The organism is Winogradskyella ursingii, assembly GCF_013403975.1.
GTDB classification, from domain to species: Bacteria; Bacteroidota; Bacteroidia; order Flavobacteriales; family Flavobacteriaceae; genus Winogradskyella; species Winogradskyella ursingii.
Map to the genome: position 1 here is coordinate 435,309 of NZ_JABFDH010000004.1, position 11,971 is coordinate 447,279.

General features: G+C 34.7%; 13 protein-coding genes and 1 riboswitch. Of the genes, 7 read left to right on the plus strand and 6 right to left on the minus strand.

Going from position 1 to position 11,971, the window contains the following annotated elements; translation table 11 throughout:
- Nucleotides 1-42 precede the first annotated feature (42 nt).
- Both HM983_RS12295 and HM983_RS12300 read right to left on the minus strand, forming a co-directional pair.
- A complete protein-coding gene (locus HM983_RS12295; protein WP_179345757.1) occupies nt 43-1,065 on the minus strand; it encodes a FecCD family ABC transporter permease in 1,023 nt (340 codons plus the stop codon).
- A 65-nt stretch (nt 1,066-1,130) separates the two neighbouring features.
- Nucleotides 1,131-2,285 (minus strand): ABC transporter substrate-binding protein, encoded by a 1,155-nt coding sequence (locus tag HM983_RS12300; protein WP_179345759.1) that lies wholly within the window; start codon nt 2,283-2,285, stop codon nt 1,131-1,133.
- A gap of 78 nt (nt 2,286-2,363) precedes the next feature.
- Nucleotides 2,364-2,624, plus strand: a riboswitch (cobalamin riboswitch).
- Between the two features lie 68 nt (nt 2,625-2,692).
- Between HM983_RS12300 and HM983_RS12305 the strand changes: the two genes are divergently transcribed.
- Entirely contained in the window at nt 2,693-4,624 is a 1,932-nt protein-coding gene (locus tag HM983_RS12305; RefSeq protein ID WP_179345760.1) for a TonB-dependent receptor plug domain-containing protein, read from the plus strand.
- A gap of 30 nt (nt 4,625-4,654) precedes the next feature.
- On the opposite strand, the gene HM983_RS12310 is transcribed toward HM983_RS12305, so the two are convergent.
- A complete protein-coding gene (locus HM983_RS12310) occupies nt 4,655-6,085 on the minus strand; it encodes a S41 family peptidase (RefSeq protein ID WP_179345762.1) in 1,431 nt (476 codons plus the stop codon).
- A gap of 165 nt (nt 6,086-6,250) precedes the next feature.
- Between HM983_RS12310 and HM983_RS12315 the strand changes: the two genes are divergently transcribed.
- Genes HM983_RS12315 through HM983_RS12330 form a run of 4 tightly spaced genes read left to right on the plus strand, consistent with a single transcriptional unit; the run spans nt 6,251 to nt 8,412 of the window.
- The gene (locus HM983_RS12315) at nt 6,251-6,760 is read left to right on the plus strand and encodes an RNA polymerase sigma factor (protein WP_179345764.1); all 510 of its coding nucleotides are present in this window, start codon (nt 6,251-6,253) and stop codon (nt 6,758-6,760) included.
- Nucleotides 6,747-7,244: a hypothetical protein gene (locus tag HM983_RS12320; RefSeq protein ID WP_179345766.1), complete on the plus strand. Its 498-nt coding sequence runs from the start codon at nt 6,747-6,749 to the stop codon at nt 7,242-7,244. The genes HM983_RS12315 and HM983_RS12320 overlap by 14 nt, the downstream gene beginning before the upstream one ends.
- Nucleotides 7,245-7,276: 32 nt before the next feature.
- Nucleotides 7,277-7,864 (plus strand): DUF4252 domain-containing protein, encoded by a 588-nt coding sequence (locus tag HM983_RS12325; RefSeq protein WP_179345768.1) that lies wholly within the window; start codon nt 7,277-7,279, stop codon nt 7,862-7,864.
- Nucleotides 7,865-7,866: 2 nt separating this feature from the next.
- Nucleotides 7,867-8,412: a DUF4252 domain-containing protein gene (locus tag HM983_RS12330; protein ID WP_179345770.1), complete on the plus strand. Its 546-nt coding sequence runs from the start codon at nt 7,867-7,869 to the stop codon at nt 8,410-8,412.
- Between the two features lie 21 nt (nt 8,413-8,433).
- On the opposite strand, the gene HM983_RS12335 is transcribed toward HM983_RS12330, so the two are convergent.
- The 3 genes from HM983_RS12335 to HM983_RS12345 all read right to left on the minus strand — a co-directional run bounded on the left by HM983_RS12335 (nt 8,434) and on the right by HM983_RS12345 (nt 10,676).
- Nucleotides 8,434-8,664: a hypothetical protein gene (locus HM983_RS12335; protein WP_179345772.1), complete on the minus strand. Its 231-nt coding sequence runs from the start codon at nt 8,662-8,664 to the stop codon at nt 8,434-8,436.
- Nucleotides 8,661-10,004, minus strand: a complete 1,344-nt coding sequence (gene purB, locus HM983_RS12340) for an adenylosuccinate lyase (protein WP_179345774.1) — start codon at nt 10,002-10,004, stop codon at nt 8,661-8,663. The genes HM983_RS12335 and purB overlap by 4 nt, the downstream gene beginning before the upstream one ends.
- A 105-nt stretch (nt 10,005-10,109) precedes the next feature.
- Nucleotides 10,110-10,676, minus strand: a complete 567-nt coding sequence (locus HM983_RS12345; protein ID WP_179345776.1) for an adenylosuccinate lyase — start codon at nt 10,674-10,676, stop codon at nt 10,110-10,112.
- Between the two features lie 207 nt (nt 10,677-10,883).
- On the opposite strand from HM983_RS12345, the gene HM983_RS12350 reads away from it, so the two are divergent.
- Nucleotides 10,884-11,270: a hypothetical protein gene (locus HM983_RS12350; RefSeq protein WP_179345777.1), complete on the plus strand. Its 387-nt coding sequence runs from the start codon at nt 10,884-10,886 to the stop codon at nt 11,268-11,270.
- Nucleotides 11,267-11,959: a helix-hairpin-helix domain-containing protein gene (locus HM983_RS12355; protein ID WP_179345779.1), complete on the plus strand. Its 693-nt coding sequence runs from the start codon at nt 11,267-11,269 to the stop codon at nt 11,957-11,959. Before HM983_RS12350 ends, HM983_RS12355 begins: the two co-directional genes overlap by 4 nt.
- Nucleotides 11,960-11,971 lie beyond the last annotated feature (12 nt).

The window sequence follows — 11,971 nt, forward strand, 5'->3', positions numbered from 1 at the left end:
GATGCCAAATTTAGTGTAATATGACAACTCGATTAAATTATATCAAAACATCATTTTCCGCTGTCTAACTAATAACCAAATCACAACAGGTGCTCCAACTAAAGCGGTAATGGCATTAATTGGCAAAGTGTAATCGCTTCCAGGAACTTGGGAAATACTATCGCATATAAGCATAACGATGGCACCAAACAAAAATACGGCAGGCAATAGGATTTTATGGTTTGAAGTTTTAAAAATTTGACGTGTTAAATGCGGAATCGCCAAACCAATAAACGCTATAGGACCTGCAAAAGCAGTTATTGTTCCAGCAATTAAACTGGTCGAAAGAATAATGATCAGTCGGCTTTGTTTTAAATTAAGGCCTAAACTTTTAGCGTAATTGTCACCAAGCAACAAGCTGTTAAGGCCTTTTATAGAAGTGACAGTCAGAATAATGCCCACAGAATAAATCCCGAAGAAAATCAACAGTTCATTCCATGAAAGGTTACTTAAACTTCCAAATCCCCAAAAAATGTATTGCTGAAGTTGTTCGGCAGAACTAAAGTAAGATAGCACGCTAACCACTGCGGCAGTAATGCTACCAAACATAAGTCCAATAATTAGAATAGCCATTGTATCTCGTACTCTGTGCGAAACTGCCAAAACAGCCAAAAGCACTAAAAAACTGCCCAAGCTCGCAGCAATAACGATACTCCATTTAGAAATTAGCGCTGTTGCAAATAAACCTCCAAATAATCCTGAACCCAAAATAACCAAAGCAACACCCAAACTAGCTCCAGAACTGATTCCCAACACAAATGGACCTGCCAACGGGTTGCGAAATAACGTTTGCATCAACAATCCTGATGTTCCTAAGCCAGATCCAACTAAAATAGCTGTAAGTGCTTTTGGTAGCCGATATTTTGTGATGATGAGTTGACTGGTCTCATTTTCTGTTGTACCAAAAATACTTTCAATAATTTCGGTCAATGGTATATGTATAGAACCTAAACTTATATTTGCTAAAAAGCACAGCAGCAAAATTGCTGCCAATATGATAAATGAATATTTATGGTTGCTTTTCATAATTTAGAAACCTTTTAAGCTTGAGTCCGATACGTTTACCATCAGATCCTGGAAGTCTTGAACTGCTATTTTAATTCATTAAAAAAATAAGGTTTATAATTTTTTAATAGTTCTGGATGTGCAATTTTAATCAAATCTTTCAAGACCAAATCAGGTCTTGCGGTACCCAATTCGTAATAGAGTACACCACCTGTTTCACCAGTTGTATTTGAAAACGTATAAATATTTCTGTTCTTAAAGGCTTTAAAATTGTTGTAGAGTGAATTAGCTTTTTCTAATTGATCATAGCTACTGTAATAAGAAGGGCTTATCCATAAATCGGCATCTTTGGCTTTTTTAAATACAGATTCAAAGCTTAAGTTTAAACTTCCATTTCCTGAAGTTTCGCTCCAAAGGTAGTTGACTCCAGCATCTTTCATAAATTGTGATTCTGGACTAGAACCATATGGTAAATACCAGATATCACCTTGCATCGCTCCACTTAAAACTGTTGGTCGGTTTTTTGCGTTTTGAGCAATGGATTTAGCTTCTAAATAATCAGCTTCAATCTGATTAAAAATTGAATCAGCTTCTTTTTCCTTGTTAAAAAGAACTCCAAAAAACTTAATCCATTCCGCTTTCGCCAATGCAGAAGACTCTACCCAATCTCCGTTATAAATAACTGGGATATTGGCTTTTTTTATGGTTTCGAATGTCTTGTTGACTCCGTCTACCCCAAAACCCACAACCACGTCAGGATTCACCTCTAATAATACTTCAGTATTTATACCTTCATTTTTTCCTAATTCTCGTATTGTTCCATTATCAATGTGTTGTCTGGTATTTTGAGAAGAAACGTAATCTGTACCTGGGAATCCAACAAGTTTATTTGTTACGTTCAGCAGTTCCAATGCTGGAATATGTGTAGTTGAGGTGACTACAATCCGTTCAACAGGATTGATGATGATACCATCATAAGCATCTTTCAAGAACGTAGTTTTGGCCATATTCTCTCTAGAGATTAAAACATAGCGATACGACTTTTCTGCTTCGGGCCATGGGTTGGTAATAGTCAAAACCTTATAATTACCATTGTCGTTTACAGAAAATCCTTCAGCATATTTTAATTGAACTTGTTCTGTTTTATTGGAATTCGGAAATTCTGGTATTTCTTGGTTTTTTGTTTCGTCTTTGCACGATACGAAAGCAAAAATGATTAAAAAGTAAAACGATAATTTCATTTTTAATAATTAAGTGTTCATTATAGATTCAAAAATAAGATTAAATAATTTTGTTGTGATGCTATAATCAAAATGATTATTTTCGCTGCGAAATTTGGTTTGGCTTTGACTGTATTTTCAAAGCCGATTAAAAGGGAATCTAGTGCGATTTTAAAATCAACTCTAGAACTGTTCCCGCAACTGTAAGCTAAGTCACATTTTGTGATGCTTGTTATTACACTTCAAGTCACTGAAGAGATTAGTTGAAAATCACGCTTTCGAAGTGATTCTCAATGACATCTTCGGGAAGACAAATAACAAGACGCAAGTCAGGAGACCTGCCAATTTCAACAAAGAAGTCAAACTTTCGGGATAAAAGTTTACGTATAGTTCGCTGTATGTTCTCTCGAGCAAATTAATTTTAAAAAATGAACAAAACAAAACTGTTTTGGAGCAGCCTTTGTATAGGTGTGCTGTGTGCTGGCAATGCGCAAAAAAAGCAAGATTCGTTAGCCACACAACAATTAGAAGAGGTGGTTGTCACTGATTCACGATTTAATCTCAAACTCGAAAATTCTGGGAAGGTGGTGACCAAGATCACTTCAAAGGATTTGGAAAAAATGCAAGGTCAATCCGTTGCAGAAATTATTGGACGCACAGTTGGCGTAGAAATTAACGGAGTACGAAGTAATGCTGGGCAAAATTTAAGTTACTATATACGAGGTGGGAGAAACCGTCAAGTGTTAGTGATGATTGATGGTGTTCAGGTTACCGACGCTTCCCAAATAGCTAACGATTACGATTTGCGGTTGTTGAGCGTAGATCAAATAGAGTCCATAGAAATTCTAAAAGGTGCATCAAGCACGCTCTATGGTACTGGCGCAGCAACAGCTGTAATTAATATTAAGCTGAAGGATGCTTCAAAAAAAGCGTTTAATCTGAATTTGAGAAGCACTTTTGGTACTAATCAATCTGCAGACGAAAATGACTATGTTGTTGAGGATTTTAGAAATAGTGTATCTGCCAACGGAACTATTAAAAATTTCAGCTATTTAGCAAGTTTTTCCCAGCAATATACAGACGGCTTATCTGCGATTGAAGATGGCAATGAGTCTGACCCATACAACAGCTATAATGCCAATATTAAATTAGGATATAGATTTGATAATTCCTTTAAGCTGAACGCTTATGCCAACTACGATAACTTTAAGTCTAATTTTGACGATAGTTTTGCTATGATGGATGCCGATAATATTTCGCTGTCAAACCAATACCGTATTGGAATATCACCGGAGTTTAGTTATGCTAAAGGAAACATAACAGTTAACGCTGCTTATAATGATGTGGACCGTGAGATCGTATCAAGTTTTCCTTCAAAATTCAATGCGCAAAATGTGGTTATTGACGCTTTTAATCGCTACAATATTAACGATAAGTTTTATACCGTTTTAGGGTTGAATTTTCAGGATAATCAAATGGAAAGTTTTATAATTCCTTTTGGAGAAACAGAGTTTAGCCAAAGTATAGATTCTGAAGAGGCTCAGTTCACCATCACAGACCCGTATGCCAATGTGGTCTATGTGTCTGATTTTGGTCTAAATATTAATGCAGGTCTTAGATTAAACAACCATAGCGAATATGGGAGTCATTTGGTGTATAGTATCAACCCATCATATACATTTGATACAGATTTTGGATACCTTAAAGGACTCGCAAGTTATAGTACAGCTTATATTACACCCTCTTTATATCAATTATTTGAACCCAGTTTTGGAAACCCGAATTTAGAACCAGAGGAAAACAGCACTTTTGAAATAGGAGCAGAGGTTGTCTTTGACAATAACGCACGTGTTAGCTTAGTGTATTTTAATCGTGATGAAGAAAATTTTATTGATTTTGTAGATACTGGAAATTTTGTATTTCAATATCAAAATACAGAAGAATCTTTTACGGCAAGTGGACTTGAGTTGGTAGCACAAGTAGATATTTTAAAGCATTTAAATTTGAATCTTAATGCTACTTACACATCTCTTGAGGAAGATTTGAGTCTAAGGATTCCTGAGATAAAAGTGAATGCCAGATTGGATTATCGTCTTTCTGACAACACAAATTTAGGTTTGTCGTACCAATATAATGATGAAAGAAACGATTCGGTTTTCAATAGCACTACGTTTGAAAATGATACCATTACTCTTGAATCTTATGGCTTATTGGATTTTTATATCAGCCATAAAATTATAAATAATAGAATGACGGTTTTTGCAAACGTCACTAATATCCTTAATGAAGATTACCAAGAATTATTTGGGTTTGCAACACGAGGAAGGGGATTAAATTTAGGGTTTAACCTCAAGTTGTAAAAATAGAAAAGCCGCATAAAGCGGCTTTTTTTATTGTTCTAAATACATCTCCTGTTCAAAAGCAGGGATTAACTTTTTGCTTTTGATTAAGCGAGGTAAATCACTGAACTTCATATTAGGAAAGGACCGGTCCGCATTGTTAATATCGGCAATAGCAGCTGCCAAAAGTGGCTCGTTTACATTGCCCAACATATTAAAGGTATTGGGTGATTCTGTTATTTCAATGGTTGGATCTATACCATCAGCTGGTACTAATTGATCATTTACATTAGATGAATTAGCCACCAAAGGTTGCATAGCATAAGTATGGTTTGGATTTACATTTTCAAAACTTAAATTAGGAGAATCGTAAATTGTAATTGAGGCTTGGGTCTTTCCAACCGTATTCTCACCAATAACCACTACATCAATATAAGGTTGTAGACTATTTATTACCAATTCACTTGCTGAAGCCGTTCTTCTATTAGTTGTCAATACATAGACCTTTGAGAGATTAAGACTGTTAATTGCTCCTCCACCTTCAATACTATTGGTGAACAAAAAATCCCTATTGCTACTTTGTAAATTTTCGTTGTAGAAAAGCTTAGAGTAAACTTGACCCGTAAACTGTCCTGTAATCATACTGCCCAAATAAGCAGCAGTTTGCACGGATCCGCCTCCGTTGTATCTTAAATCTAGTACTAATTCATTTGCGCCTTCAGCTTGAAATTGTGCAAAAGCACTATTTAGAGCATCATTAAAATTACTGTTAAAGCCATTGTACATTAAATAACCAACTTTTACATTGTTGCCTACATCTATGGTCTGAGCTATATGTACAGGATTCTCCGTATAAGCCACACGTTCTAATTCTGCAGACATTCCGTTGGGTGCTAACGTATCGTCATTTGTTTCTGGTGTGCCATTATCATTATAATCAGCGAAATTTAAGGTATATGCATCTTGATTCAATAGATCTACAAAGTTCCCAGTATTGAGATTCGTACTGTTAACGGCTCTAAAAATTTGGCCACGTTCCAAACCTAAATTATCTGCTAAACTGTTATTTAGCACTAAAGTTATTGCTCCAAAGACTTCGGTCTGACTTCCAGGAACAAGATACAAGTTAAATTCTATACCATTACTCAAAGAGGTTCCCTGTTGTTGGCTCTGAAGATCAAAATAGTTGTCGGTGATTCTACTGAATTTATCTACCGTTTCGGGCAAATACAATAAAGATTCAAATAAAGATTCTGGCGTACTAAAACTGTTGAGATAATCTCTATAGTCTTCATCACCATTAAATCTATCATTAGCTAAATCCGGAATTTCGGATTTATAGAGGTAAACCGCATTCATTCCTTTCCAGACAAAATCATTAATATCTATTGAGGCAATGTTGTTATCATCTAAATCTTCATAACAACTTATAAAGGCAAATCCTACGAATAGGGTTAGGAGTAAAACTTTTATTTTTTTCATTTTTCAAACTTTTCTTTTATAAATAGCAATCTTTTTTCTTTAGTTAGTAAACTCTAAATTTACTTACATTATTGTTAACTAAAAAACTTTGTAACAAAAAGTAAAGTAGTTCGTCGTAATAGTGAAGGAGGTTAATAACCGACTTTAACCACCAACCAAAACGTAATGAAACAAGCAGATTTTGTGACATTAGTGATGCCATTTAAGGATAAAGTATATCGACTGGCAAAACGTTTACTCGTCTCTCGTGAAGAGGCTGAGGATGCCACGCAAGAGATTCTATTGAAATTATGGAGGAATAAAAAGAAAATTGGTGACTATAATAATGTGGAAGCCTTTTCAATGACGATGACAAAGAATTTTTGCTTGGATCGACTAAAATCAAAACAAGCACAAAATTTAAAAATCGTTCATAGTAATTACACGGACAACAGTTCGTCTTTACAAAAACAAGTTGAAGCAAGAGATAGTGTGGATTGGGTGTCTAAAATAATCGAAGATTTACCAGAACAGCAAAAAATCATCATTCAGCTTAGAGATATAGAAGAATATGATTACGCAGAAATAGCAAAAATGCTCGATATGAATGAGACCGCTGTACGTGTGAATTTATCGAGAGCAAGAAAAACAATAAGAGAAAAATTAACAAATACGCATCAATATGGCATTAAATGATATTGAAAAATTATTAGAAAAGTATAATAATGCTGAGACATCACAGCAAGAAGAAGCGCAATTAAAAGCGTACTTCGCAAGTGATAATGTAGCATCACATTTGGAGCATTACAAACCATTGTTCCAGTACTTTTCGCAATCGCAGCAAGAACAATTTACCAAAGACGTTCCATTAAAAACGAAGAAAAATACAAAACTGTATCAATGGATTTCTGTCGCTGCAGTAATTGTTCTAATGCTAGGATTTTTAATTCCGAGTTTAAGTCAAGATCAAAAAACAACATGGGCAGATTACTCAGAAGAAGAGCAACAAATGTATTTAGAGACCAAGCAAGCCTTGGCTATGCTTTCAAGTAATTTTAACGAAGGCACATCAAGTTTAAACGCTTTGGAATTAGCATCCGAAAATTTTAACGAAGGGCTGGAAAGAGCCAGTTTCGTTACAGAATTTAGTGAAACAACAAACAAATTATTAAAGAATTAAAACCTAATAACAAGAATTAAAAACAAGAAATCATGAAGAATTTTAGAAAATCAATAATCGTTTTAGCAGTAATGCTTTTATCGGCAACCGGATTTAGTCAGGGTGTATTTGACAAATTTGAAGATCAAGAAGATGTGACCTCAATCATTTTAAACCCTAAAATGTTTAGAATGTTAGCGACAATGGGTATCAATTTAGATGATCCAGAAGCACAGGCTTATGTAGATATGGCAAAGAAAATCACAGGCTTTAAAGTGTTTACAACAGGAAACGAAAGGATTTCTGCAGATATGGAAGCAACGGTAGAGAAGTACCTTAAATCTTCATCGCTCGAAGAATTGATGAGAATTAAGGATGGAGCGCAAACGGTTCAGTTTTATGTAAAGGAAGGTAAAGACGAAAACCATGTAAAGGAACTTTTAATGTATATCACAGGTCTTAAAGAATTGACCAAAGATGAAAACATAGAAATCAATGGTCAAAAAAGAGAGTTTGAAACTGTAGTAATGAGCTTAACCGGTGATATAGATTTGAGACAAATCTCTAAACTTACCAACCAAATGGATATCCCAGGTGGAGATCAGCTTAAAAAAGCAGGTGATAAAAAGAAAGGCAAGTAATTATGAACACATCAATCAAAAAATCAATGGTAGTGTTGCTTTTGGCTGTGGCTTTTATAGGCTGCAACCAAGGGCCAACATTACAAACTTACTACGTAGATAACGAACTTAAACCTGGCTTTTCATCTTTTGATGTGCCAACGAGCTTTGTAAATGTTGATAACATTAACATGACCGAAGAGCAAAAGGAGGCCTACGAGTCAGTCGACAAACTGAATGTACTCACGTTTATTTTAAATGAGGAAAATAAGACAGATTACAAAGTAGAATTAGAAAATGTTAAGTCCATATTAGATAATCCTAAATACGAAGAACTTATGCGTGGTGGTAATAGCACTGATGGCAAATTTATAGTCAAGTTTTTAGGTGATGTAGAAAATATAGATGAGCTTATTATTTTTCTAAGTTCAACAGACAAAGGTTTTGCTGTGGTTAGAGTTTTGGGTGATGATATGAATGCTGGCGAACTGATGTCCTTGAGTTCCGTGTTGCAAAATGCACAAATCGAGGATTCCCAATTAAACAAGCTTACAGAATTTTTTAAATAACTGACACTTATTTATTAAATGTTAATTAGAATCGTCCTGAGGTAAATCTTCAGGGCGATTTTTTTGTTCGCTACTTTTTGAAACTTGAAGAAACCCGTAAATTAAAACTGCAGCATAACCAAAGAAAAGAAGAATTTTAAAAATTAAATAATCCAAAATTTCAAACAACCCACCAAAAAAGAAACCAAAGGTTACAAGCCCGGTGATTGATAATACAATCGTGTTTTTATTTAACGGAAAGGGCAATTTCATATTCCTGTATAGTTGCGTGGTGTAATGGCTTTAAGCTCAGATTTGATTGGGTCCGATACGTCTAATGTATCTATAAAATTTGAAATAGAACTTTGGGTAATTGCTTCGTTAGTTCTTGTCAATCCTTTAAGTGCCTCATAAGGATTTGGGTAATTCTCACGTCTCAAAATGGTCTGTATCGCCTCTGCCACAACAGCCCAATTGTTTTCTAAATCCTGTTCAAATTTAGCTTCATTCAACAACAATTTCCCCAAACCTTTAACGGTAGATTTAAAAGCAATTAATGTGTGTGCAAAAGGGACACCAACATTTCTCAATACTGTACTGTCAGTCAAATCACGCTGTAGTCTCGAAACTGGTAATTTGGCTGAAAGATGCTCGAAAATGGCATTGGCAATACCTAAGTTGCCTTCACTATTTTCAAAATCTATAGGGTTGACTTTATGTGGCATCGCAGAACTGCCAACTTCTCCTTTTTTGATTTTTTGTTTAAAATAATCCATGGATACATAGGTCCAAATATCTCTGTCGAGATCTATTAAAATAGTGTTGATACGTTTAAGCGCATCAAACAAAGCGGCCATATGGTCATAATGTTCAATCTGTGTGGTAGGAAACGAATGCTGCAATCCTAAATTTTCCTGAACGAATTTAGTTCCAAAAGCTTTCCAGTCAATATTCGGGTAGGCTACTTTATGTGCATTGTAATTTCCGGTTGCACCACCAAATTTTGCGGCACTTGGTATATCGTTTAATAAATTAAATTGTTCTTTCAATCGAACAACAAAAACATCAATTTCTTTTCCCAATCTTGTTGGAGAAGCAGGCTGTCCGTGAGTTCTTGCCAACATTGGAATATTTTCCCAGTCTTTTGCCAACCCTTGGAGCTTCTCTAAAACTTTTTGGTATTCAGAAACATAAACATCGTTCATGGCTTCCTTGATGCTTAGGGGAATTGCAGTATTATTAATGTCTTGTGAAGTCAACCCAAAATGAATAAATTCCTTATGGTCGGAAAGATCCAATTGGTCAAATTTCTCTTTAATAAAATATTCAACAGCTTTTACATCATGGTTAGTGGTCTTTTCGATGTTTTTGATGGCAGAAGCATCATCAGCCGAAAAGTCTTTGTAAATTTTTCTTAACTCGCCAAAAACCGAATCAGAAACTGATTCCAATTGTGGTAAGGGCAATTCGCAAAGAGCAATAAAATATTCCACCTCCACTAAAACACGGTATTTAATTAAGGCTTCCTCAGAAAAATAGTTGCCTAAAGCATCAACTTTAGAACGGTATCTGCCATCGATGGGTGAAATTGCATTTAGTGGTGAAAGTGCCATATTTAGTTTAGTTTTTTTAAAAGCTGCTAAGATAGGAAAGTCGGTTAAAAGTAAGAAGCGCGAAGCACGAAGATTTTTTTATTTCGAACCTAGGACTGCGTGCTCTTACTGTTTGTTAAGTTTTTTCAAAATATGCCGAGCACGAGCTTTAAAAGCCGCACTCTGAGAAGCAAAATCTCGCTCCAATATTATTTTTAATTCAGGGTGTACCCAATCAAATTCTTTTCCCAATAAAAATAAGGCATTCATGCTATAGGCTTTTGGTGCAACGTTTATATCGTTAATCATCCAATCAAAACAGGCTTCGATCATACGTTCTTTATGGACTTGTGTTAAATGACTTTTTATTTCAGAATCGGACTTGCCATAATATGCTGTTGACAATAGTTCACAAATTTTAGCAACAGGCCTCATGGCAGGTTCCTGGTGTACTTGGGAAATATTTTCTGTAAAATAATTTAAATGCGGAATTATTTCATCGAGCTTTTCGCTGCACATAAATTCAAAAACCCATGCTGCCCGACAAGAAATTTTATCATCTACTTCAAAAAGAATTTCTAATAAAGGCTGAATTAATTCAGGATTGTCAATGACCAGATTGGCATATTTCAATCGTTTCTCTCGCGAATGGTTCACGTAATTTAATTCGTTGTAAAGTTGGTCTCTTGTCAAAATTAAATTCGTATTATCATTTAAGACATTAGCTATAAGAGCTAAATTAAATAATTTATAACTAAATAATCTTTTTTGCAGAAGGATGGTCAAAAATTATTTAGAATTTATCTAAATAATTTTTATTTCCAATGTTTCGTATGTAATTTTGTGGCTTCATTTTAGCAAAAAAATACGATAAAGCATTTGAGTTTAAAGAAAGTTATTTTGTCGGCCCTTATTATTATAACAATCGGCACGGTGTTGGAATTGTACCTGCTAGATCATTACGAAGATACGCTACAGCTCATTCCAATACTTTGTATTGGCCTGGTTATGTTAACTGTAATTCTTTTGATTTTCTTGAAATCAAAATTAATTAAGGTTGCCTTTAAGGTTATATTGCTTATTACAGCTTTAAGTGGCATTTATGGAGGTTATTTACATCTTCTTGCCAATTATGAGTTTGAAATTGAGATGAGGCCGACCGCAAATAATTGGGAGTTACTTTCTGAAAGCCTATCTGGAGCTTTACCAGCGTTAGCACCATTCAGTATGATCGTTTTAGCGCTAATTGGATATTCATATTTAATAATCATAAATCAAAAACAATGAAAAACACAACAAAATTATTAATCGTATTTGTTTTAATGGGAGCGAGTCTTACGTCCTGTAAAAATTCAACTGAAGAAAAACAAGACTTAAACAATTCCATGGAGACCACGGATAAAGAAATGGATACTGAAGTTGATACTGAGGCTAATAAAGTATTAAATGCTAATTTAGCAACAGAAGCCGATCTTAATGGTTTAGGTCTTTCTTCAGAAATCGTTTCCCAAATACTAGAAAACAGACCATTTCTTGATATGAAGGATTTAGATGGTGTGCTTCAGGTAGCAAATAAGGAAGAACTATATAAGAAAATATTTGTTCCATTTAACTTAAATACCACTGCAGAAGCTGATTTTAAAATGATACCTGGTGTTGGTGACCGAATGGCACATGAGTTTGAAGAATACAGACCATATACAAGCGTAAAACAATTTAGGAGAGAAATTGGGAAGTATGTAGATGAAAATGAAGTTGAACGATATTTGAATTACGTTTTTGTTCCTGTTGAATTAAACACAGCGTCAGAAGAAGATATTTTGGCACTTCCAGGAGTGGGGAAACGTATGGCTCACGAATTTGACGAATATAGACCTTACACGAATATGAATCAATTTAGAAAAGAAATTGGCAAATATGTAGATGAAAAAGAGTTAGCTCGTTTAGAACGTTTTGTTTATTTGAAGTCTAGGTAACATCAAAAAATG

What these genes read in the sequence shown, in the direction of transcription:
- HM983_RS12295 (WP_179345757.1), bottom strand. Translation starts at nt 1,065, where the DNA reads ATGAAAAGCAACCATAAATATTCATTTATCATATTGGCAGCAATTTTG.
- HM983_RS12300 (WP_179345759.1), bottom strand. Translation starts at nt 2,285, where the DNA reads ATGAAATTATCGTTTTACTTTTTAATCATTTTTGCTTTCGTATCGTGC.
- HM983_RS12305 (WP_179345760.1), top strand. Translation starts at nt 2,693, where the DNA reads ATGAACAAAACAAAACTGTTTTGGAGCAGCCTTTGTATAGGTGTGCTG.
- HM983_RS12310 (WP_179345762.1), bottom strand. Translation starts at nt 6,085, where the DNA reads ATGAAAAAAATAAAAGTTTTACTCCTAACCCTATTCGTAGGATTTGCC.
- HM983_RS12315 (WP_179345764.1), top strand. Translation starts at nt 6,251, where the DNA reads ATGAAACAAGCAGATTTTGTGACATTAGTGATGCCATTTAAGGATAAA.
- HM983_RS12320 (WP_179345766.1), top strand. Translation starts at nt 6,747, where the DNA reads ATGGCATTAAATGATATTGAAAAATTATTAGAAAAGTATAATAATGCT.
- HM983_RS12325 (WP_179345768.1), top strand. Translation starts at nt 7,277, where the DNA reads ATGAAGAATTTTAGAAAATCAATAATCGTTTTAGCAGTAATGCTTTTA.
- HM983_RS12330 (WP_179345770.1), top strand. Translation starts at nt 7,867, where the DNA reads ATGAACACATCAATCAAAAAATCAATGGTAGTGTTGCTTTTGGCTGTG.
- HM983_RS12335 (WP_179345772.1), bottom strand. Translation starts at nt 8,664, where the DNA reads ATGAAATTGCCCTTTCCGTTAAATAAAAACACGATTGTATTATCAATC.
- purB (WP_179345774.1), bottom strand. Translation starts at nt 10,004, where the DNA reads ATGGCACTTTCACCACTAAATGCAATTTCACCCATCGATGGCAGATAC.
- HM983_RS12355 (WP_179345779.1), top strand. Translation starts at nt 11,267, where the DNA reads ATGAAAAACACAACAAAATTATTAATCGTATTTGTTTTAATGGGAGCG.